This is a genomic window from Streptomyces sp. NPDC056160, assembly GCF_042268205.1.
Lineage (GTDB): Bacteria > Actinomycetota > Actinomycetes > Streptomycetales > Streptomycetaceae > Streptomyces.
In genome coordinates this window covers 1-20,752 of record NZ_JBHJUW010000023.1, presented here as the reverse complement: position 1 = coordinate 20,752, position 20,752 = coordinate 1, and the positions used below count along the sequence as shown (strand labels likewise).

The following is a 20,752-nucleotide window of genomic DNA, read 5'->3' as shown; positions in this document are numbered from 1 at the left end:
TCCCGCATGATCGCCGAACTCCTAGTGTCGATGCCGAGGACTTGGACGAACATGGAGGTCATCGCATGCGAGCAGCAGTACTGACGCGGTTCGGCGCCCCGCTCACGGTGCGCGAGATACCCGACCCCGAGGCCGGCGGCGGTGAGGTCGTGGTCGAGGTGCTGGCCACCTGCGTTCCCCCGTACGCGGCCGAGGTCTTCGGCGGCGAACGCAACTACCCTCTGGTCCCTCCCGTCGTGCCCGGGGTCGGCGGCGTGGGACGGATCGTCCACGCCGGCCCGGACGCCACCCGGCTGCGAGTCGGCGACCTGGTGTGGTGCGACTCCACCGTGCGCTCGCGGGACGACGCCCTGACGCCCGACATCACGCTCCAGGGGTGGAGCTCGCGCGGCGAGGGCGGCGCGCGGCTCGCCCAGTACATGCACGACGGGGCGTTCGCCGAACTGATGCGGGTCCCGACGGAGAACGTCTTCCCGCTGCCCGTGATGGCTGGGGACGACCCGGCCCGCTGGGCCGCGCTCACCGTGCACACCATCTCCTACGGCGGGCTGCTGGCAGGAGGGCTCGCGGCCGGTGAGACGCTGCTCGTCAGCGGGGCCACCGGCAACCTCGGCAGCAGCGCGGTCGCGGTCGCGCTCGCGATGGGGGCGGGCCGCGTGGTCGCGCCGGGCCGCAACCGGGCAGCGCTCGACCTCCTCGCCGACCGGTTCGGTCCGCGGGTGCGCCCGGTGCAGCTGACCGGGGACGAGGCCGCCGACCGGGCGGCGATGTCCGCGGCGGCCGACGGCCCGATCGACATGGTGATCGACATGCTCCCGCCGAGCGCACCCAGCTCCGCGGCGCGTGCGGCGGCGATGACCGTGCGCGAGTACGGTCGTGTCGTCCTCATGGGCGGTGTCGGCATGCTCGGAGGCGACGACCTCGCACTCCCGTACCCGTGGATCATGCGCAACTCGGTCACCGTGCGCGGCCAGTGGATGTACCCGCGCACGGCGAACGTCGGCATCATCCGGCTCCTCGCCTCGGGCGCGCTGGACCTCGCCCCCGAACACGTCCGGTCGTTCGGCCTCGACGCCGTCAACGACGCCATCGCGTACGCCGCCTCGCACGGCGGCCTCTTCGACCGCACCACCCTCGCCCCAGGGGCGGCTGTCACGACCACGAACAGGTGACCACGACCGCCGTGAGCACACCGGGCCGCGCCCGCGGCCCAGCGTGCGGTCGGGCCGCCTGAACGCGCTCACGGTGAGACGCCCCGGTCCCGGCAGTCGGTTATCACCCCCCCCCCAGTGACCGTCCCCCGGCTGCAAGCAGGCCGCCACCCCCACGACAGGCACCTCGCCGACCTGCGGAACTCACCGTCCGCTGAAGCGAGTCCACCGTGCCGTGGAACGGCCACCATCCGCCTGACCCGTGAGGCGCGGCCCGGGCCCGGGACCGGCGGGCGGCCCGGGCGCGTCCCCGGCCTGCCGGCCGCTGCGGGCGCCCAGCCCGTCGAGAACCCGCCCCAGCCAGGCGAAGGGCAACACCGGCCGCCCCCCGCCAAGGCGCCGGTACTCCTGGGCACCGCGGCACGGACCTTGTTCGGGCACTCACCGGCTGCGGTCGTTGCCCTGACGGTGTGGGTCCCCGGCCGTCTGGTCGCAGGGCCCGGTGTTCAGTGGGCGGCGGTGGACGTCGCAGAGTCCTTCGGCAGCGGAACGATGCCGGGGATGGCCGGGGGCGGACGGGCGGGCCGCATTCGCATGCTCTCCACGGTGGGCACGGAGCCGACGGCGGAAAGACGAGAGGTGTGCGCCGTGCAAGCGCGGGTACGCGCGCGGGAGTGAATGGGGTAGTGAAGGCGGCAGTAGTGGAATCAGTGCCCGTGGGCGATGACGGCACCCCACCGGGGGAGCAGGTCATACAGACCACGGCGGCCTTGGACGGGGACGGCACGGACATCGCCCAGGCCCGCCGCCTGGCCGCCGGCTTCCTGACCCGGGCGCAGGCCGAGTACGGCCTGGGTGTCTCCCAGCGCGCCATGGACCTCACGCAGCTGGTGGTCAGCGAGCTGGTCACCAACGCCCGCAAGTACGCGCCCGGGCCGGCGCTGCTGGACCTGCGTATCCTCGGCGACGTGGTGGAGGTCGAGGTGTGGGACTCCGACCCGGTGCTGCCGACTGCCAGGGCCGCGGACGCCGGGCGGGTCGGCCAGCACGGACTGGAGATCGTGGCTGCCGTCGCCCAGGACTTCGCGGTGCGGCGCGAACTGGTCGGCAAGCGCATCACCGTCCGCATCGCCCTGCTCGACGCTCCAGGCGACACCCACGCCGGACGCCGGCACGTGTAGGACGACCGCACCCGACTCGCCGCACGGAACAGCGACCCCCCGGCCCTGCGTCCGGACCAGAACCGGGGGTGACACCCTCGAACGCCCCGCCCCGCCCCGCATCGGAACGCGGTTCCAGCGGTTCCTGGCTCGGCAGGCTAGCGGTTGACCGCCCGCATGCCCGCCTCGTCGTACCGCTCGCCCGCCGCCTGCGGCAGCTCCGCGTCGATGCGGCCCAGGTCCTCCCGGGTCAGCTCGATGCCGACCGCGGCGGCGTTCTGTTCCAGGTAGGTGCGGCGCTTGGTACCCGGGATCGGCACCAGGTCCTCGCCCTGAGCCAGCACCCAGGCGATCGCGAGCTGGGCCGGAGTGACGTCCTTCTCGGCGGCGATCTCCTTGACCTTCGCCGCCAGCCGCAGGTTCGCCTCCAGGTTGGCGTCCGTGAAGCGGGGGTTGTGGCGGCGGAAGTCGTTCTCGTCCAGCTCGTCCGGGGAGCTGAAGCGGCCCGCCAGGAAGCCGCGGCCCAGCGGCGAGTACGGCACGAACCCGATGCCCAGCTCCCGGCAGGCCGGCAGCACCTCGGCCTCCACGTCCCGCGTCCACAGCGAGTACTCGCTCTGCACGGCGGTCACGGGGTGCACGGCGTGGGCGCGCCGGATCGTCTCCGCGCTCGCCTCGCTCAGCCCGATGTGCCGCACCTTGCCCTCGGCGACCAGCTCGCCGAGCGCGCCGACCGTCTCCTCGATGGGCACGTCCGGGTCGACCCGGTGCTGGTAGTACAGGTCGATGTGGTCGGTGCCCAGACGCTCCAGCGAGCCGTGGACGGAACCGCGCACGTGCTCGGCCGAGCCGTCCTGGCGGCCGATGGTGCTCATGTCCCCCGGCACGGCGTCGTCCATCCGGTAGTTGAACTTGGTGGCGATGACGTACTCGTCGCGATGCCCCCTGATCGCCTCGCCGACCAGCGTCTCGTTGGTGAGCGGGCCGTACAGCTGGGCGGTGTCGAGGAAGGTGATGCCGAGGTCGAGGGCCCGCCGGATGGTCGCGATGCCCTCCTCCTGGTCCGTGGTGCCGTAGAAGGCGGACATCCCCATGCATCCGAGCCCGATGGCCGACACCTGGAGGTCCCGCAGACTGCGCTCCTGCATGAGGGTCCTTTCCCGCACTCTCGATCGTGGCCCGTCCGGCGCGAGGGCCTTCTTCCATCTGGCGACGGTTTCCGGCCCCCGGCATCTCGTGACGGGCGGCCCGGTGCGTCGGCCCCGCCCCGCACGCCGGACGACTGCGACGCTACGAGTTGGAGTGCCCTCGAAGTCAAGCCGCGCCGCGCACCCCGCCCGCCCCTCCCGGCTGGGCAGGGGGCGGGGGACCGGCACGGCTCAGCGGCCGAACGTCAGGTGCGGCGCCGCGTTGCGGGAAAGCCGCGTGGGCCCGGGCGGGGCCACCAGCCGGTGGCGAGCCGTCGGTGTCTCAGCCGACCAGCGGCGGCGAGCCGTCCTGCGAGAACGTCACCGTGGTGACGGTGTCCGTGTTGGCCGTGTCCAGGAAGAGTTTGTACAGGTCGACGCCTTGGTAGGTGCCGCCCGGCGCGCCGCCGATGATCTCTACCAGCGCCAGATGGAGATGCGGCGGGGTCGGGTCGAACCGCAGCACGGTGCCCAGCAGGTCGCCCCTGCTGACCTGCGAATCGACGGCCAGCTCCGGCGGCACATCAGTGAGATGGGTGTAGAAGCCGCCCATCATGTCGTTCGGGGCGCGCATGAACAACTGGGCTCCGTAGACCTTTTGCGTGTCCGCACCGGGGTCGTGCGGCGTCAGCTTGGTGATGTGCGCGTCGAAAGCGGCGAAGATCTGTGTGCCTTCGTCCGCGCCCAGGTCCATTCCGAACTGGATGTACCAGTTCGGGGGCTGGTGGCCCCCCTGGTTGGGCCCTCCGAGACCCCCGGTGAAGCCCGACGGGAACGGATTGGAAAGGTCGATGTCGAATGAAGCCATCGTGGTCACCTCTCAACTTCCTACGGATCTCCTGACGGATCACACAGAAAGCACGTCGAAGCCCGCGCCGGCGAGCTGGGACCCCAGAGCGCTCACCGTGGCCGCGTCGTCGAACTGCCCGTTCGCCGGGTCGATTCCGTTGGCGGTCTGGAACGCCTGGACCGCGGCCCGCGTACTGGGACCGTCCGCGCCGTCCTGCCTGCCCGGCTTGAATCCGAGAGCCAGCAGGGCACCCTGTACTCCGAACACGTCGGACAACTGCATCGCGATCTGCTCCACGGGCTGCCCCTGGTCCGCGACCGCCCGTGCCAGCAGGAAATGTTCCCGGTCGAGTTTGTTGCGGATCTCGATGGTTCCCTCGTCCGGAGTGAAGTGGCACTCGTCCGCGGCACCGTTCCAGTCGTTCCTGGCGACAGCCGCCCGGAACACGGGGAAGTCGTTCAGTGTCGGTCCCAGCGCCCAGCACATGCTCAGGGTCGCCAGCTGCGCGTTGGCCGGCCAGGCGGCGAAGCCGCTGAACTCCGTACGGGAAAGGAGGGTCGCCTCCATCTGGTCGAGCTTGGCGAAGACGCCCCGGTCTATCTCGTCGTCGTCCACGTGCAGGGAGGTGAGCGGGGGTCTGAAGGCGTTGTGTCCCTGAGGTGCCAGTTCGAGATGCCCCTTGACGGCGTCCCAGTCGGCGGCGACCTGGTCGGCGGTGGCCTGCGAACCGTCGTCGTTCACCTGCCAACGGAACTGGCGGGCCTCGGCCAGCGAGCGTTCGCGCTCCTCGGCGGTCGGCGCCGAGTCGGGTTTCTCCGTCTCGTCGATCTTGTTGCCGATGCCGGTGCTCACCCAGCCCTTCTGGTCCAGGTACATGAAGCCCACCCGGCCTTCGAGCGGATCATTGAACCCGATCCAGTAATTGCGCACGCTGTCGAACATGGTGCTGTCTCCTCACCGTCCTGGCCGGTCACGTGCCTGTCGCCCGGTCAGTGGTGACCGAACCCGCCCGGCCGGCCGAACCCGCCCGGTCGGCCGGGTCCGTCGTGATCGTCACCGTCGTCCTCCGATCGGTCGTGCCCGCCCTCCCCGTCGCCCCCGTCGTGTCTGTCATCGCCGTCGCCAGGCCCTCCCTGACCGAGCGGGACCTCCACGGCATCGCAGTAGATCACCGGTCCCTCCGGTGCGGACGGCGTGAGCACCGGTCCCTGGGGCGGGAGCGGGAGCTGTCCGTCGGCCGGAACACCCTCGGTCTCCATGACCAGCAGGCGCAGTGGTGCGTCCCGCAGCTCCGGCGGCACCGGGACCTGGCCGGTGTAGAAGGGCCGGTGGGAGGACTCCGCGTCGATCGAGGCCAGTGGGGTGATGGTGTCGTCGAGGGTCACCCAGCCGAGGTCTTCGTCGGTGATGACGTCGTGCCGGCGTTGCAGCGCGGCGGTGATCCGGGGCGGCTGCGCACCGGTGGGATCCCAGGAGGGGCCGGTGACGCTGACCGACAGCGGCCGGCCGGGTTTCACCGTCAGCTCCCGGTCGGGCAGGGTGCGGACCAGGTCGGCGAGGACGACGGACGAGATCTCGGCTCCGGGGATCGAATCCGGCTGGTAGCGGACGAGAGCGAGCCGGACGAAGGGCAGGCAGGCGTCCGCGGTGTCCAGTTCCAGGTCGCAGAACCAGCGGCCGCCCTCCTCGTCCGCGTCGAACTGCGGAGAGAAGCCCACGACCGTGACGGGCAGCCTGCCGGCAGGCGTGGGAAGCGAGAGTTTGGCGGGCGGACCCACGGCGTTGGTGAACGTCTTCGCGGTCGGGGCGACGACGGGGGCCGAGCGGTGCAGGGCGTCGCGGCCCATCAGGGTGACCCAGGCATCGCGGACGGAGTCCGGGTCACCGCCGGGCGGCTCGCCGAGGACCACTCCGAGCAGTTCGCCGTCTCCTGAGGAGAACCACGGACGCTCCAGGTACACCCGGACACCGCCGCCGCGCCGGCGTCTGACCATCGCGCCGGACGGCCCGTCGCCCTGCTCCAGGGAGAGCGTGGGCATGCAGTACAGCAGGCGCGGTGCCGTGGGCGGTGCGCTGCTGAGTACCGAGTACTCCTGTGCCGCCCCCTGTACGGTGAGATCGTCCCGGCCCGGGTCGGCGAACTGCGCGGGGAAGCAGTCGCCGAACCCGCTGCCCGCCAGGGGGCGGTAGCGCACCGCCCGGTGTTTGGTGTCGCCGAACTCGTGCTTCCCGATGAGGGGCGGGGTCCTGTCGGTGACGGACTTGTCCTCGGCCGCCTGGGTGCTGAAGGACAGGACACCGTTCTGGAGGAGCGCGGGTTCGGTGCCGGGGGCCCCGGTCCGACTCGCCCGCGCCGTCAGCAGTCCGAAGACCGGGGCGGTCATCGTGCGGCTGTCCCGGCCGGCCGGGCCGGCGTCCGTCACCTCCGACCACTCCGCGACCAGGTCGATCCGGCCCGTACTGTCCTCGTCGAGCGCGACGGTGCCGGCGAGGTGCTGGCCGGTCGCCTTCTCCGGACGCGGCGGCTGCTGCGCCAGCCCCAGCACGGGGGTCCGCAGAGGCTTCTGCACGGCGTGGACGAGGGTCAGGTCCTGCCCCGGGGTGAACATCCAGTGCCCGCCGGCCGCGGCCAGCGCCAGCACCTGGTCGGCCGGTTGCGGCACGGGACCGGACCCCGGCGCCGGCATCGGCGTCTGCCTGAACCAGGTGGCCAGGCCCATCACGTCCTCGTCCAGATCGATCCCGGAAGACACCTGGACCACCGCCACGGCCCCCTTGGGCAGCAGGACCGTCAGCACCCTGGACGCGTCGTCGAAGCGGGGCGGCCCACTGCCCTCGGCCAGCCTCAGCCGGAAGGACTCGGGCCGATGCCAGACGGGCCCGTTCCAGGGGACGAAGAACGGCTGGTCGGCGGGGATCCCGGGCAGGCCGTGGAAGACGGCACCCGAGGAGAGCGGTTCGGGGAGATAGGGCAGTTCGACCTGCTCGCCGGTGTGCAGGGCGGTCGTCGGCGGGTGGGCGGGGTCCGCGGTCGGTGAGGTGATCGGCGCGGGCCGCACGTCCGGCCCGGTCACGTCGTTCAGCGAGCCGCTCTCCCGGACGGCCAGGTCGTAGACCGCGTCCTGGACGCCGCGGTCGCTCGACCCGATGGCCTCGTCCAGCAGCCCGTGGCGCTCCACACACTGCAACGACGCCTTCGGTGCCACCAGGTGACGTTCGTCGCTTCCCTGGTACGGGGCGTGACCCCCCGCGGTGACCAGCGGCGAACCGTTGAAGGCCGCGGCGTACTCCTCCGCGGTGGTGCCGCCCGCCGGTGCCGTACCGGCGCCGCAGTCGACGGTGAAGCCGTTCTTGCGGCCCAGCTCGGTGAGGGACTGGCAGCCGGGGTTGCCGTCCGCGTCGCTCCCGGAGAATCCCTGAGCGCGCTGCTCCTCGGCGTAGGCGGCCCTGGTCAGGTCCCCGAAGACGCCGTCGGCGCCGCCCGGAAGGGGGTGGCCGTCGGCGATGAGGGCCTGCTGGACGGTGCGGACGTCGTCGTTGGTCAGCTGGAACTGGACCCGGGAGAGCAGGACCGGTGCCGTGGTCTGCGGTGCGCCGGGAGCGTCAGCCGGGGGCGGTGTGGGGCCCGGGCTGCTCCGGATCACCATCCGGTAGGGCGAGGCGCCCTCTTGCAGCGGCAGCCGGGGTACGACGGCCGGTGCGAGGACGGGCTCGAACCTCTGGAAACGCAGCACTCCCGCAGCGGGAAGCGTCAGGTCCTTCGGGCCCGTCACAGCCGGCGCCCCGGGGTCTGTCAGAGCCGTGGCCTGCGTGGCGTCCAGGCCGTTGCCCGCCAGGTCGACGGTGCGCAGCCGCACCCGGTACCCGGCCCCGAAGCGCAGCCTGGGCAGGGAGCCGGGCCGCACCCTGACCGTGATCTCCAACGGTACGCCCGGCCCGGCGTCGTTGTTCGGGGGCACGGGCGGCTTGGGGGGCTTGCCGGGCTCCTCCTCCGCGGAATCCAGCACCAGGCCCGGAAGCTGGGCCGAGAGCGACTGTCCTTGCCAGGTGGCCAGCTGTTCGGGTACGTAGAGCGTGGAGTCGTCCCGTGAGGAGACCAGGTGCTCCTGGAAGAAGCCCTCGTCCGAGACGGTGAGCAGCAGCGGTCCGGAGTTCCGCCCGCGGTACTCCACGTCGCGCTCGTGCAAGGAGAACCACGTGCGCCTCTGGTCGTCCCAGATGTCCATCCGGTGGCCGCGCACCACGTCCTCGGCGAACAGTTCGGGGGCGGTCGCGTCGTCGTCCGGGGGCTGGGCGTCCGGCGGGGCGACCTCGGGGTTGTTCGTCGCGAGCACCCCGGTGAAGGCCCTGTCGTGCTCTCCCGCACGTGCGAAGTCCTGGGGCAGGGTGGACAGGCGCTGGTGCTGGGACAGCGTTATTCCGGGCGTGCGCACAGGGCCCAGGCCGACGGAGTTCCCGGTGGCGGCCAGCATGCCCAGGGCGGCGGCGTCGAAGTCGGTCTGCTCCCAGATGAACTTGTTCTCCCCCGCTTCGTCCTGCGCTCCCAGGGCGACCAGGCCCCGGGACGGCGGCGGCAGCGGATCACCGGGTGTGGCCGCCTTGGCCGCGGGGACGAAGACGTGCCGGTCCGGGAGGAAGACGTAGTGGGTGCGGGAGGAGACGTCGTGCGGGTCCGCTTTCGGTTCGGGCGGCCACAGGGGTACGACCGTGAGCAGCCGTTCGCCCGAGGAGACGGGGAGGCGATCGGCGGGCAGCAGGAAGTCCAGGACGAGCCCGAGCCGCCTGAGCAGCGCGGGGTGGTCGCCCAGATGGGTGAGCAGTTCGTGGAAGTCGGGAGGCTTGGCGGTCACCGGCTGCGGCGCGCCCCGGTCGGTGTCGGCGGCGACCGTCTCCAGCGGCGCGTTCGAGTGGAACCCCTTCAGCGAGGCGAGCTCCGTCAGGTCGGGGCCCCGCGGCCCGGCCGCTGTGCCGAAGGAGTGGGCCGGGCTCCCGGATCCCTGTCCCTGCGGGGTCTGCGAGGCCGCGCTCTGGGCGTTCAGCGCTCCCCACGTCGAGGGCGGACTGCCGGGCCACATCCGGCCCGCGCCGGCGTAGGTCCGCTTGGTGAAGTCGCGCACCTCGGCCACCGAGTAGCTGCGGACCTCCCGTGAGCTGGTGTCCGGAGTGCTGAAGGTGTACGGCTCCAGTCGCGTGTCCGCGGGGAAGACGCTCGCCCACAGCGTGGGATCGGGCGCGGGACCCTGCGGCCGGAGGCTGCCCGTGAAGACCGCGGAAGTCCCCGGGGTGCCGTTCTCCGTCGCGAACTGGAAGACGGCCGCACCGACCTTCCCCGGCCAGTCGAGGAAGTCCGGGAACTGGCTCAGTGTGCCGTCCGCCGCGGGCTCGCCCGATGGCTTCGATGGCTCCAGCCGGGGGGCGACGAAGACCGACACCCTGGCCTGGGTGCCGTCGTCGGACAGACCCGCCGGTAGTACGGTCCAGTTGATGTGCTGGTCGATGGGCATGGTCGTCTCCCACCGGGCTCACCTGGCGTAGGCCTCGCAGTAGGCGCGCCAGTGCGGTTCCCTGGGCATGCAGAGGGCGAAGGAGGGGTCGGCGGGCGAGCCGGAGAAGGTCCGCTCGAACGGGATAGAGACGGACTTGCTGAAGAAGGCGATGCGCACGCTGACGGTGAGGTTGCCGCTGCCGAAGATCACCGACTGCTTGCCGTCCTTCCGGTAGCCGAGTTGCACGTAGAAGTCGACGGACACCGTAACGATGCCCAGCACGGAGAGGAAGCCGTTGAACCGCAGGTAGCCGCTCAACTGGGCGCTCCCGGAGCCGGCGATCTTGAAGAGGACGCCTGCCATGATGGTCACGCCCCCGGCGGCGACGCCGACGTCGATCGCCGCGCTGCCGCCGAACTCCAGGGAACCCTCGACCTCGCTCAGGCCCTTGTCGACGTCGACCAGCATGGAGAAGTAGCCGCCACCGCCGAAGAGGGAGACGGTGACATCGAAGGGGTGCTGCTGCTCGGAGACGGAGAAGCGGAAGGAGACCGGGGAGGAGTCGAAGGGGATCGTCAGTTCGGCCGAAAGGGTGAGGTTCGTCAGGGTGAGGATGCCCAGGGCGATGGAGGGCAGGGCGAGTCTGTAGCCGGCGACGATACCGGCGGGCCGGACGTCGACGTAGGCCCCGGGGCCGATGACGTCCGAGGGCAGGGCGCTGCGGAGGCTGTTGATGAACTCCAGATCGTGATCGAACGACACTGCCAGTCCGGAGGCTGTGACGTCGGGCTTCTTGCCCGGGCCGGTGCGGAACCTCAGGTCGGCGATGTCGACCCGGATGTCGCCGAAGTTCAGGGCGAAGCCCGTCAGTTCGCCCGACACCGTGGCGTTGTCCACGGCGTCCTTCGTGCGGGTGGTCCTGGCGTCCAGAGTGAGCGTGGCACCGGTGCCGGCATCGGACGGGACGAAGAAACGTGTCGGGTCGTCCGCCGCCAAAACGGAGGCCGGGCCCGGCAACCTGGTCTTCCACACGTAGCGCAGTTCCTTGCCCTGTCCGTCCGCCAGGTCGCGGATGCGCAGCACCGGCACCGGCAGCATGCGGTTCGAGTCCTTCAGGATCGCGTCTATCTGGTCGTCGCCCAGATTCCGAAGCTGGCCGAGGTCGTCCTTGACGATGCCGCTCACGACCTCGGAAAGGTCGATCAGGCCCAGCAGTCTGGCCCCGCCGAAGGCCGCCTTCACCAGATTCCGCGCGTCGGCGGCGGAGTCGGCCGCCGCGAAGAGGTCAGGGACGACTCCTGCCTGGCTGGTGATGACCTGGAGCGCGGCCCGGGGACTGGCGAGACCGCCGGCCTTCTCCGCCCCCAGGGTGAGGGGGAGGGGGTTCGTGAGCCTCAGATAGGCCCCGGCGGGGTGGCTGTCCATGCTCTGCTGGAGGTAGGTGGGGTCGAACGTCACCGCGAGGGCTTCGGCCTTGGGCAGGAACTGCTCGACCGCGGGCACCCGGACCATCCCGGCGGACACGTAAGGCAGGCCCACCTCGGGGTGCGCGTGGCCGTCCATCGTCCCGAGTCCGAAGGTCAGGGTCTCGACCGCGTGGGCGGTGCTGCCGGGCGCCTCGGTTGGAGGCTGTGCCATGGCCATCGTCTGACCGTGCAACTCACGCGTGTGGCGGTCGGGGACACCGTTGTGCTGGTCCGGCTCCTGGTAGACAGCGGTGAAGTTCCCGTCGGGGTCGGGGAGCCCGTCGGGCACGAACACCAGGGGCATGGTGAAGCTGACCTTCCGGCCTTCGCAGTCCGTCCCGATCAGGGTGAACTCGTGGTCGACGTCGGTGTTCTGGAGGACCACCCAGAAGGCGGTGAAGTCCTTGAGCGGCCTGGTCGGGCCGTCCACCTCCTGCGACACCGGTTCCGGCGGTCTGATGGGCGGGGTGGCACGGTCCGTGATCCGCAACGTGCGGAAGGGCATCTCGCGGCCTTGGTGCGTGTAGCCGGTCTGTCCGTACTCGACCTCCGGCTGCTTGACGATGATGCGGTCCTCACGCCGCAGGAAGGCGACGATGCCGTCGCTCGGGTGGGCGGCGAACACCCGCCTGAACTCCTTGACGTGCGAGGCCTCGTGGCCGGTGCTCAAACGGCCGTGCCGCACCACACGTACGTACTGGTCGCGCCCCAGACCCGTGATGTGGTCGTACGCTTCCAGCCCCCTGCTCGCAGGCAGCGGTGGCCAGGCGCCGTGCAGATGGGCCGAGGAGCCCAGGGGGGTGACGATGAACTGCTCCGAACGCAACGGCGCGCTGGGGATGTCGGCGGGCAGGCCACCCGGGACGACCTGTTCGTTCCGGCTGGTGAGTGTGACGATGTCCGCCAGGTCCTCGGCCGCGAGCGGGCTGCCGGCGGGCAGGTCGCCCCGGTCCCCGACCGCCGCGAAGGCCCGGAGCAGCACGTCGCCCTCCTGCGTGCCGTGCAGCCGGGCGTGCCACAGGGCGGTGCGCCCGCCCACCTGCTGGGGAGCGGTCCGGCCCACCCAGTCGACCGGTTCGTCGTAGGTGATCAGCAGCCGGGTGGGGAACTCGATGACGCTCCTCGGGAGGCCCTGGAAGAGGGCCGTTCCCGTCGTGTCCGGTTTCGTCGAACCGACCGGTACGGTCATCGGCACCAGGCGCGACCAGTCGAGCAGCGAGTCCAGCGACAGCTCCAGGTCCTCCAGGGTGGCCGGCACCGAGAAGGACAGAGTGCTCGCCCCGGCGGTCACGGCGGACACGGTGCCGGTGGCGGGCAACTGCTCAAAGGCCTGCTCCAGCACGTGCTGGGGCGGCAGCGTGACGACCACGAGCGTCGGAGCGGCCGGGTTCGTCCGCACCAGACGGTGGCCGTCGAAGCGCAGATTGACCAGGGATATGTCGAGGACGAGCATGTCCGACGGCCGCACCACGCGGAACGGGCCCTGCACGACGTCATCGTCCTGCGGGCAGGAGTCGGCAGGACTGTCGGGGCGGGGACCGTCGGGCGGATCGGACGGACGGCACCCGCCGGGGGCCCCGCGCCCGCCGAAGTCACCATCGTGATCGTCACCGGGACCACCGAAGTGGCCGTCGCCAGGATGGTGTCGCAGGTCTTGCCACAGCCCCGGGGAGCCGGGGCGGGCGATGTCGAATGACATGGGAAACGCCTCATCCGGGGTTCTGAGCGTCATGACGTGACATGAAGCCACCGACCTCTTCTCCATGTTCACTCTTGTGGCGGTGCCCCGCTACCGGGCGCGGCGCGTCGTTCACCGGCCGCGCGGCAGCCATTTCGTATACGCCTCAACCGAATTGGCGCCGCGGCGATGGCCCCGGCAGAGCGTGCCCGACGGCATGACCACGGATGCCCGGGAGTTCCCGGTCGCTGAGGGCGAACGCTAGGAAACGCCAGGGAACGCCACCCTCACCGCCGTTCCCCGGGGCACCGTCGTTCCCTTCGGCGGGTCCTGACGGACAATGGCGGCCGGTGCCGCCGAGGGCCCGGACTCCGGTGCCAGCTCGAGCCTGAGCGTGGTCGTGCCCAGTTTCGCGGCGGCCTCGTCCATGGTGCAGTGGATCAGGTCGGGTACCGCTTCCTGACCGCCGAACGCGGCGCTGAGCACGTCCCTGCGTGCGTCCGCGGCGACCTTGCCAGAGAAGTAGAAGGCGACCGTCGACCCGACAGCCGCGGCGAGCGCCCCGATCAGTGTGCTCCGGAGGTTGGTGTCACGCACCGCGAAGGCCACCGCGCAGAAGGCCACGAGGCCGGTGACGAGTGCCAGGGCGATCCAGCTGCGGACGATGCTGCCGTCCGAGGACGCCGAACGGCTCGGAACGAAGCGCCGGGCGGCGACCAGGACGACCCCGATGGCCACGACAGCCACCAGGAGGATCACCAGGAGTACCTGGACGTGTCCCCATGAGATTTCCGCCGGACCATTCGTCTGCGGCTCAAGAACTCTCATTCCGCGGGCCCCTCGCTGCTCACCCCCTGCCGCACCCTGATGGTCACAGGACCGGGCGCGCGGGACCGCCGGCCGGTGACGAGCCGGGCCCCGCAGTCCTCCCCGTTTCCGAGCCTCGCCCCCGCTCCGCGCAGGACGCAAACGCGGCGATTCGGGTCATACTCGGCCGCGAACCGCGCTGTTCGAGGCGCCCGCGGCCGATGGTGCGGCGGTCAAGGGCCGCTGCTCCGCGGAGTTGCACGGCCTGGTGGCACCGACTGAGACTGGTGACGGGAGGCTTCCGCCGTTCGCCACGGGGGAGCCGCCTTGCCGGCTCCCCCAGGGACTGCTCGGCAAAGACCTCTTCACGACGGTGGTGCGCAGGCTGACCCTGGCGCGGGCTTGGGTGACCTCGGGCCGCAACGGCGTCCGGCGAGGACCGTACGGGGGCGGGCGCCGCCGCAGGCGACGAAGGTGCTGCTGGAGCGCGAACGGCTGCGGCAGTCGCGGCCGCACGCCCTCGACGCGCCGGCCGAGGTGTTCGTACGCGAAGGCAGGCCGGCGCCCGCCCTGCAGGCGACAGGCAAGAGCCCGCGCGCTGAGCCGTCGCGGGAGAACGCGCACCGGGTCGCCGTGTCCGCGCACCCGGCGGAGGCCATGCCGACGAGGCGGACCGTCACCACCGCTCGCTCCGGCGGCTGCCGCGGCGGGAGTGGGGTGCCGAGCGGGCTCCTCGTCTCGCACCGCCGCGCGCCCGTCGCGGGGTGGCGGACCACCCGGAAGGAGGTGACACCGGACCGACTTCGGGCTGACGGCGCGTCAGCAGGCACGACGTGCCGTAACGGAAGGCCGAGGACCCACTCGGCCGGCATCGTCCTCGACCACCGGACGCTCGCCTCCGGACGTCGCCGGACGGTGATCCGGGAGGACCGCATGACACCGACCCAGAAACTTCCGATCGTCTACGTGCGGGGATACGCAGGCGGCACCGCCGGCATCGACAAGGCGGTGACGGACCCCTTCTACGGCTTCAACCTGGGCTCCACGCACATCCGCATCGGCCCGGACGACGAGCCGTGCTTCTACCAGTTCGAGAGCCCCCTGCTGCGCCTGCACCTGGACGAGGGCTACCAGATCCTCGTCGACGGCGGTCAGGAGCTCTACCTCGCCACCCACGACACCATCCCGCCGGACAGCATCTGGATCCACCGGTTCTACGACACGTCCGCGACCAGCTGGGGCGGGCCGGCGCACGAGTTCCGGATGGAGACGGCCGCGCAGGACCTGTGGAAGCTGATCGAGACGATCAGGGACAAGTCCAAGGCACCCCGCGTCCACCTGGTGGCCCACTCCATGGGGGGCCTGGTGTGCCGTTGCCTCATCCAGAAGGTTCTTCCGGACCTCGGCCTCGATCCGGCCGACTACGTCGACAAGCTCTTCACCTACGGCACGCCGCACGGCGGCATCGCCTTCGACGTCGGCTTCGGCGTGCTGGAGAAGCTGCGCGACGTCACCGGCATCGACGGCGCGGAGATCTTCGGCCCGGAGCGGATGTACGCGTACCTGACCCCGAAGACGCTGACCGACCCGGATGGTCCTCCGGCGAAGTGGGACAGCCGCGCGATGCCCGGCAACGGGCCGTCCTCCTTTCCCCACGCCCGCGTCTTCTGCCTGGTCGGCACCGACCCGACCGACTACGACGTGGCGCACGGCCTCTCGGCCGCCACGGTCGGGCCGCGCAGCGACGGTCTGGTGCAGATCGACAACGCGTACGTTCCCGGCACCCACCAGGCCTACGTGCACCGCAGCCACAGCGGGAGCTACGGCCTCGTCAACTCCGAGGAGGGGTACCAGAACCTGCGCCGCTTCCTGTTCGGGGACCGCCAGGTGGAGGCGGCGCTCGTCGGCGTCCACCTGGCACAGCCGGCCGACACGATCTGGCAGGCCGAGGTCCGGCTGTCGGTGCGGGGCCTTCAGATCGTCACGCACGAACGCACGAGCGCCCACTGGTGCCCCGTCCAACTGGGTGACGGCGCGGAGGGCGCCGCCGACACGCCCCCGGACTCCGGTGCGGCCACCGCCGCGGCGGACGGGGCGACCGTCCCGCTGGTGAACACCTTCCTGTGCAGCGGCCTCAGGGCGGACGACTCCGGCGCCATGCGGTACGCACTGCACCTGCGGATCCTGTCGCTGCACCGGTGCGACGGGGTGCTGAGCTTCCGGGACCACCTGGAACAGTCCGCCGACTTCGACGACACCCTGGTCGTCGACGTCGGCGCGGGCCCGGCCGACGGCGTGCCCGCGCTCTCGGCCACCTGGAACTCGGCCATCAACGGTCCGATCAGCGGCTACCGGCCCGGGGGCAGCGTCCTCGACGACGAGAACCCCGCCCCCTGCGTCTGGGTGAACCACATCCGGCTGCCCGCAACCGCCGCCCCGATCCTCGGGGAGGATGCGCGGATCCGGCTCACCGTGACCCCCTGGAACTGACCGGACCAGCGAGAGTGCGCCTACGACCCGCGGGAGGCCGGGTGACCGTCGTGGACGGCGACGCGTGCGGCACGACCCGCCCGACGGTCACCCGCGACACGACACCCCGCTCGCCGGAGGGCGGGCACAGGGGGCACGGAGGCACCGCCCAGGTGCCTCCGGACGTGGGAATTCCCGGCGCGACGGCGCGGCCGTCGACGGCCGGAGCGGAAAGGTGGTGTGCTGGTCACCGCACAAGATCGTTCGACCGGGCGCGCGCTCGGCGGGCATCCGCCGGGGCGGAGCCGGTCCGCACCGTCGGCACGGTCGGAACACCGCGGACGGCCGGTGGCCTCAGGAGGTGATCAAGTGAGGGCTGCCCCCAGGTCTCCATCCCGCTCGCACCTGAAGGTGCGACGGCCCCCACCGCGGACCCCGCGGTCCCACGTGGCCATGGCAGTGATCCTGCTGGTCCTCCTCGTGACGACACTGATGATGGGGTGGTTCGGTCTCGAGGACTTCGTCCATGCCCTGACCTTCCCCGGGCGTCTCACGGGTGCCGTCCTCATCGCGGTCGCCTTCACCACGCTCCTGGGCTCCGCCGCCGTCGTGGACCACTGGTTGTGGCGCAGTTTCCCCTACTCCGGCATGGTCGCGCTGATCGGCGCGTTCGCGGCCCTGCTGACCAACGCCCTGCTCGTGGTGGAGACGAGGAGCGGCGACTCCGTGGCGTACCTCGTGCTGTTCGGCGCTCTCACGGCGGGTTCGGCGTGGGCTGTCTTCGCCGTGTGGCGGACAGCGGTCATGATTCCCGCTCCGAAGCGCGTGGCCGCGGCGCTCATCGTCTCCTCGGCCATCGCGATCGCCAATTTCGGCTACCAGAACCTTTACCAGCCCTACCAGCGCGAGACCAGGCCTCTCGTCCGAATGGCCCTGGGCGATCCCGTGCTGAATCAGGACCGGAAAGAATTCGCCGTGCCGGTCGACATCACGTTGGAGAACCGCGGGGACGTCGGTTTCTACGTGCTCGGCACGGAATTCCACGCCATGGCGGAACGGGTGCCGTTGAGCCCGAAGGACCGGCTCCGCCGGCAATGGCGGTCCGACGCGGAACAGTGGAGCAGATCCCAGGAAGTGAACCCGCTCTCCCGAAGGGAGATCCACCAGCCCGGCGAGATGGTGGAGGCACGACCCTGGATGCCCTACGGACAGTGGATCGAGTCGAGCGACACGTTCGCGACCCGAGTGGTGGTGCAACTGCCCATCGACACCCCGTACGACCAGCTGGCGTTCTACGCCACCGCCAGCCTCGCACGCAAGGACCGGCTCGGTCTCGAGCCACCGCTCCAGTTCAAAGCGTACTCCTGGAGCGGGAAGGAGGTCCCCACCTGGGTGAAGGAGCAGCAGAAGAGCGGCCTCGACTCCATCATCTACCGCGCCAGGGTGCACGAGAACAATGCGATCGACGAGCGCACGAGAGACCCCCGGTACGTGACGGTCTACTGGAGGTTCGGCACGCACGGCGCGAGTGTGGCGACGATCGTCGCGCGAAGGGGCGAGGAAGACCATATCCCCACCGGAGCGCAGGAGCGCGAGCTGGTGAGCCGTTACGGGCTGGTCGATGTCCTCACCGGCCCGATGGAACGGTCGCTGTGGGACATCAAGAGCCGGCGCTGACGGGCCTGGCCGCGCCGCACGCACCGCCGCGCCCCTCCAGTCGCTCCAGCCACGCCACCAGCGCCAGCGAACTGTTCACCCGGTCCCAGGAGTACGAGTCCCCCAGGCCGAACTGGGCCTCCCGCACCGCCCGGCACAGCAACGGCACGTCGAACATCTCCGTCACCAGCGGATGCCGGGCGGAGCGGCACAGGTCGACGAGTTCACCACCGTGGGCCCGCAGACCGCGGACATAGAGATCGTTGAAGGGAACCTTGACCGTCCTGCGGCGGATCCGCGCCGGCAGCAGGTCCGCCATGGCCTCGCGCAAAGCCGCCTTCGGACGCCCCGGATCGAACAGGGCTTTGGCAGGGAGGCGGCGCATCGTGGCGATGACCTCCGGGTCGAGGAAGGGGTGCGAGAGGAAGAACCCGTCCTCTCTCGCGCGCTGCCAGGACAGCAGGTCCGGAGCGGCGAGGTAGTTGGCCGCCTCGTAGAGCGACTGCTCCGGCCTGCGCCCGTACACGAAGCGGCTCTCCGCGACGCTGGCCTCCCGGTAGCCGTGCGCTCGGGCGAATGCGGCCCGCAGCCATCGGGGGCGGTTGAAGGTGCCGAGGCCGCCGAGCACTGTTCCGCCGCGGCCGAGCGCCCGCATCCGTTCGGCCGCCAGCGGGAGAGCCGGCTGTACGACGTAGGCGTGCACGACCTCCCGCAGCCCCCGCTCGCCGCCCTCGGCCCAGGCGCGTGCCTGCTTGGCCAGCTCCCGGAACCGTCCCGTGCGGGCCAGACCGTGCAGGTGGAACGGGTTGGCGTCCACGACCGGGTCGGCCCCGCAACCGGTCAGGACGGTGTCACAGCCCAGTTCCGCGGCGGCGGCGTGGAGCCTGGTCCAGAACGGGGCGCGGAAGGCGTGTGCATGAGGCTCGTCGGCGTCTCCCGCGTGCTGCTCGAAGTCGTCGAAGTCGGCGAGATCGTCCGCGTCGACCATCACCGGGCGGGCCGCGGGGGCGAGACGGCAGATCCCCTCCATCGCCGCGTCGAGGTACGGCCGCTCCGCGGCCAGCTCTCCGCCGGTGAAACGACCGGCGAGCAGGAAGAGGTTCCCGGAACCGTCCCGGTCGCCGGCCAGCAGACGTGCCGCGAGCAGCGCGACGCTGGTGGAGTCGAGGCCGCCGGAGACATGGCATGCCGTCATGGTGCCGATACGGCGCCGAACGGCCCCCTCCAGTGCCACGCGCAGATCCTTCGCGGCCCCACGGCCGCGGGAACCGTCCGCTGTCGGCGCGGACGGGTCGTGGGCCTGACGGGCGTCCCGCGGCACCCGGCTGCGCACCCGCCCGGTGACCGAAAGTTCCAGCACCTCACCGCCGAGGACGCGGTGCACCCCGGCGAAGGGTGTGAGGTCCGAGTGCGGTTGCGCCATGTTTCCGGTGAGGTACCGGCAGAAGTAGCGAGGTTCGAGCGCTGTGCCGCTGCCCAGGCAGCGGACGGAAGTGCTCACGGCGCTCACGCGGCCACCGGACTCTGTGAAGAACAGCGGAACGCGTGCCTGCTCGTCCCGCGTCACGAGGACGCGGTCGCGGTACACCAGAACGGCCGCGTAGTCGCCGGCCGGCAGCGGCGCGGCGGCTCCCCGCCGGCCCAGGAGGTCCAGGAGACCGCGGGCACCGGCCACCCGGTCCCGGGCCGAGCCGACCGAGCCGACGACGGCCGCGGTGCCGGCCCGCGAGGAGACCGTCGTCACGAGTCCCTGACGTTCCATCGCCCCGGAGGTCCAGAGCTTCGGCGCACCTTCGGCCCACTCCAGGCGGAGCGCCTCCACGTCACGGTCCTCCGGTGCCGATCGACAGCACGGGGGTGAACGCGTGCCCGCGCGGATCGGCGTCGGGGATGCACAGGCCTCCGGAAGCCGCCCATGCGTGCATGGCGAAGGGGTGTTCGCGCACACCGACGTGGAGAACGGCCTCCAGGCCGCGTCGCCGTAGCAGGACGAAGGCCGTCACGGCCTCGGACTTGCAGTCGCCGTTGACGAAGCAGCTTCTCCGGCTTTGCGACTGCACTGCTCGTTTCAGCCGCCCCACCTGTTCCGCCGAGGGTCTGTCCGCACGGACGTAATCCGGGGCGGCCACGGACAGCAGCCGCAGCACCCGTCCGAATCCCATGGCCCGGATCAGCAGGTGCGCGCCGTGCAGCCAGAGTCCGATGCCGGCTTCCGTGGGCTCCCGTCGGTGGTCCGCCGCGCAGCCGGCCCGGACGAGTCCGGTGACGACTTCGGTGCGTTCCTCGGAGTTCCCCCCAGCCACCACGCGGACGTCCGTCGACGTCATCCCTAGAAAGCGTGTCCGCTTCCAGTCCGCGATCAGTGCTCCGCCGGACAGCGGGGTGACACGGCAATGCGGTGCCAGGATCTCCGCCAAGGCGGCCAGGGCATCATCAGCCTCGTCTGCCACCGCGCATCCTTCCGGGTCCGGTCAGGAACGGTGTCAGGACTGGTATCCGTGACCGTCGTAGAATCCGCCGCTGAAGCCCCGGATCAGACGGCTGTCACCGAGAAGAACGAGTCGGCGCGGCTTGCGGATCCGCAGCAGTCGGAGAAACATGGCCTACCTCCGAAATCGGGCAGGATCTGTCAACTCCAGGCTACCCGGACCCGGATGCTCCGCAACCGGGCCGCGAGTCCGGCGCCGACGACCGGAGCCGGACACATCGGCACGAACCCCGACGACTCACCCGGAGCCGCTTCGCCCCCGGACCGACAGGGCCGCCACCACTTCCGCGCCGTCACGTACCGGCGCGGCCACCGTTGTCGGGTCTTCAAAGTTGAGCGGTGCGGAGGTGTCCGCGGGCTCGGCGGGTGGTGACGCAGCGTGTGCGTAGGCGCTGGTTCGTAGCGTTGCGGAAC

12 protein-coding genes are annotated in these 20,752 nt (G+C 71.2%); 4 read left to right on the top strand and 8 right to left on the bottom strand.

All coding sequences use genetic code 11. The features are described 5' to 3' along the window. Positions 1-65: 65 nt before the first annotated feature. Together ACFC02_RS11215 and ACFC02_RS11210 are read left to right on the top strand one after the other, a co-directional pair. On the top strand, positions 66-1,172 hold the full coding sequence (locus ACFC02_RS11215; protein WP_376355278.1) for an alcohol dehydrogenase catalytic domain-containing protein: 1,107 nt from the start codon (positions 66-68) through the stop codon (positions 1,170-1,172). A 680-nt stretch (positions 1,173-1,852) separates the two neighbouring features. Then, the gene (locus ACFC02_RS11210) at positions 1,853-2,332 is read left to right on the top strand and encodes an ATP-binding protein (RefSeq protein ID WP_376355276.1); all 480 of its coding nucleotides are present in this window, start codon (positions 1,853-1,855) and stop codon (positions 2,330-2,332) included. 137 nt (positions 2,333-2,469) lie between these two features. Here ACFC02_RS11210 and ACFC02_RS11205 read toward each other — a convergent pair whose 3' ends face one another. The 6 genes from ACFC02_RS11205 to ACFC02_RS11180 all read right to left on the bottom strand — a co-directional run bounded on the left by ACFC02_RS11205 (position 2,470) and on the right by ACFC02_RS11180 (position 13,677). After that, a complete protein-coding gene (locus ACFC02_RS11205) occupies positions 2,470-3,459 on the bottom strand; it encodes an aldo/keto reductase (protein ID WP_376355274.1) in 990 nt (329 codons plus the stop codon). Between the two features lie 322 nt (positions 3,460-3,781). Further along, positions 3,782-4,306, bottom strand: coding sequence for a peptidoglycan DD-metalloendopeptidase family protein (locus tag ACFC02_RS11200; protein WP_376355384.1), 525 nt, complete (start codon positions 4,304-4,306; stop codon positions 3,782-3,784). A gap of 39 nt (positions 4,307-4,345) precedes the next feature. Further along, positions 4,346-5,230 carry a peptidoglycan-binding protein gene (locus ACFC02_RS11195; protein ID WP_376355272.1) on the bottom strand — a complete coding sequence of 295 codons (885 nt, stop codon included), beginning with the start codon at positions 5,228-5,230 and terminating at the stop codon, positions 4,346-4,348. A gap of 47 nt (positions 5,231-5,277) precedes the next feature. Continuing rightward, positions 5,278-9,792, bottom strand: a complete 4,515-nt coding sequence (locus ACFC02_RS11190) for a peptidoglycan-binding protein (RefSeq protein ID WP_376355270.1) — start codon at positions 9,790-9,792, stop codon at positions 5,278-5,280. A gap of 18 nt (positions 9,793-9,810) precedes the next feature. Then, on the bottom strand, positions 9,811-12,729 hold the full coding sequence (locus ACFC02_RS11185) for a hypothetical protein (protein ID WP_376355268.1): 2,919 nt from the start codon (positions 12,727-12,729) through the stop codon (positions 9,811-9,813). A gap of 450 nt (positions 12,730-13,179) precedes the next feature. Then, entirely contained in the window at positions 13,180-13,677 is a 498-nt protein-coding gene (locus ACFC02_RS11180; RefSeq protein WP_376355266.1) for a PASTA domain-containing protein, read from the bottom strand. Between the two features lie 981 nt (positions 13,678-14,658). On the opposite strand from ACFC02_RS11180, the gene ACFC02_RS11175 reads away from it, so the two are divergent. Together ACFC02_RS11175 and ACFC02_RS11170 are read left to right on the top strand one after the other, a co-directional pair. Then, entirely contained in the window at positions 14,659-16,215 is a 1,557-nt protein-coding gene (locus ACFC02_RS11175) for an esterase/lipase family protein (RefSeq protein ID WP_376355264.1), read from the top strand. A 432-nt stretch (positions 16,216-16,647) separates the two neighbouring features. Continuing rightward, on the top strand, positions 16,648-17,871 hold the full coding sequence (locus ACFC02_RS11170; RefSeq protein WP_376355262.1) for a hypothetical protein: 1,224 nt from the start codon (positions 16,648-16,650) through the stop codon (positions 17,869-17,871). Here ACFC02_RS11170 and ACFC02_RS11165 read toward each other — a convergent pair. Next, positions 17,855-19,672 carry an asparagine synthase-related protein gene (locus ACFC02_RS11165; RefSeq protein WP_376355260.1) on the bottom strand — a complete coding sequence of 606 codons (1,818 nt, stop codon included), beginning with the start codon at positions 19,670-19,672 and terminating at the stop codon, positions 17,855-17,857. The two genes, ACFC02_RS11170 and ACFC02_RS11165, sit on opposite strands and share 17 nt — an antisense overlap. Before the next feature lies 1 nt (position 19,673). Then, positions 19,674-20,300 (bottom strand): lasso peptide biosynthesis B2 protein, encoded by a 627-nt coding sequence (locus tag ACFC02_RS11160; protein WP_376355258.1) that lies wholly within the window; start codon positions 20,298-20,300, stop codon positions 19,674-19,676. Positions 20,301-20,752 lie beyond the last annotated feature (452 nt).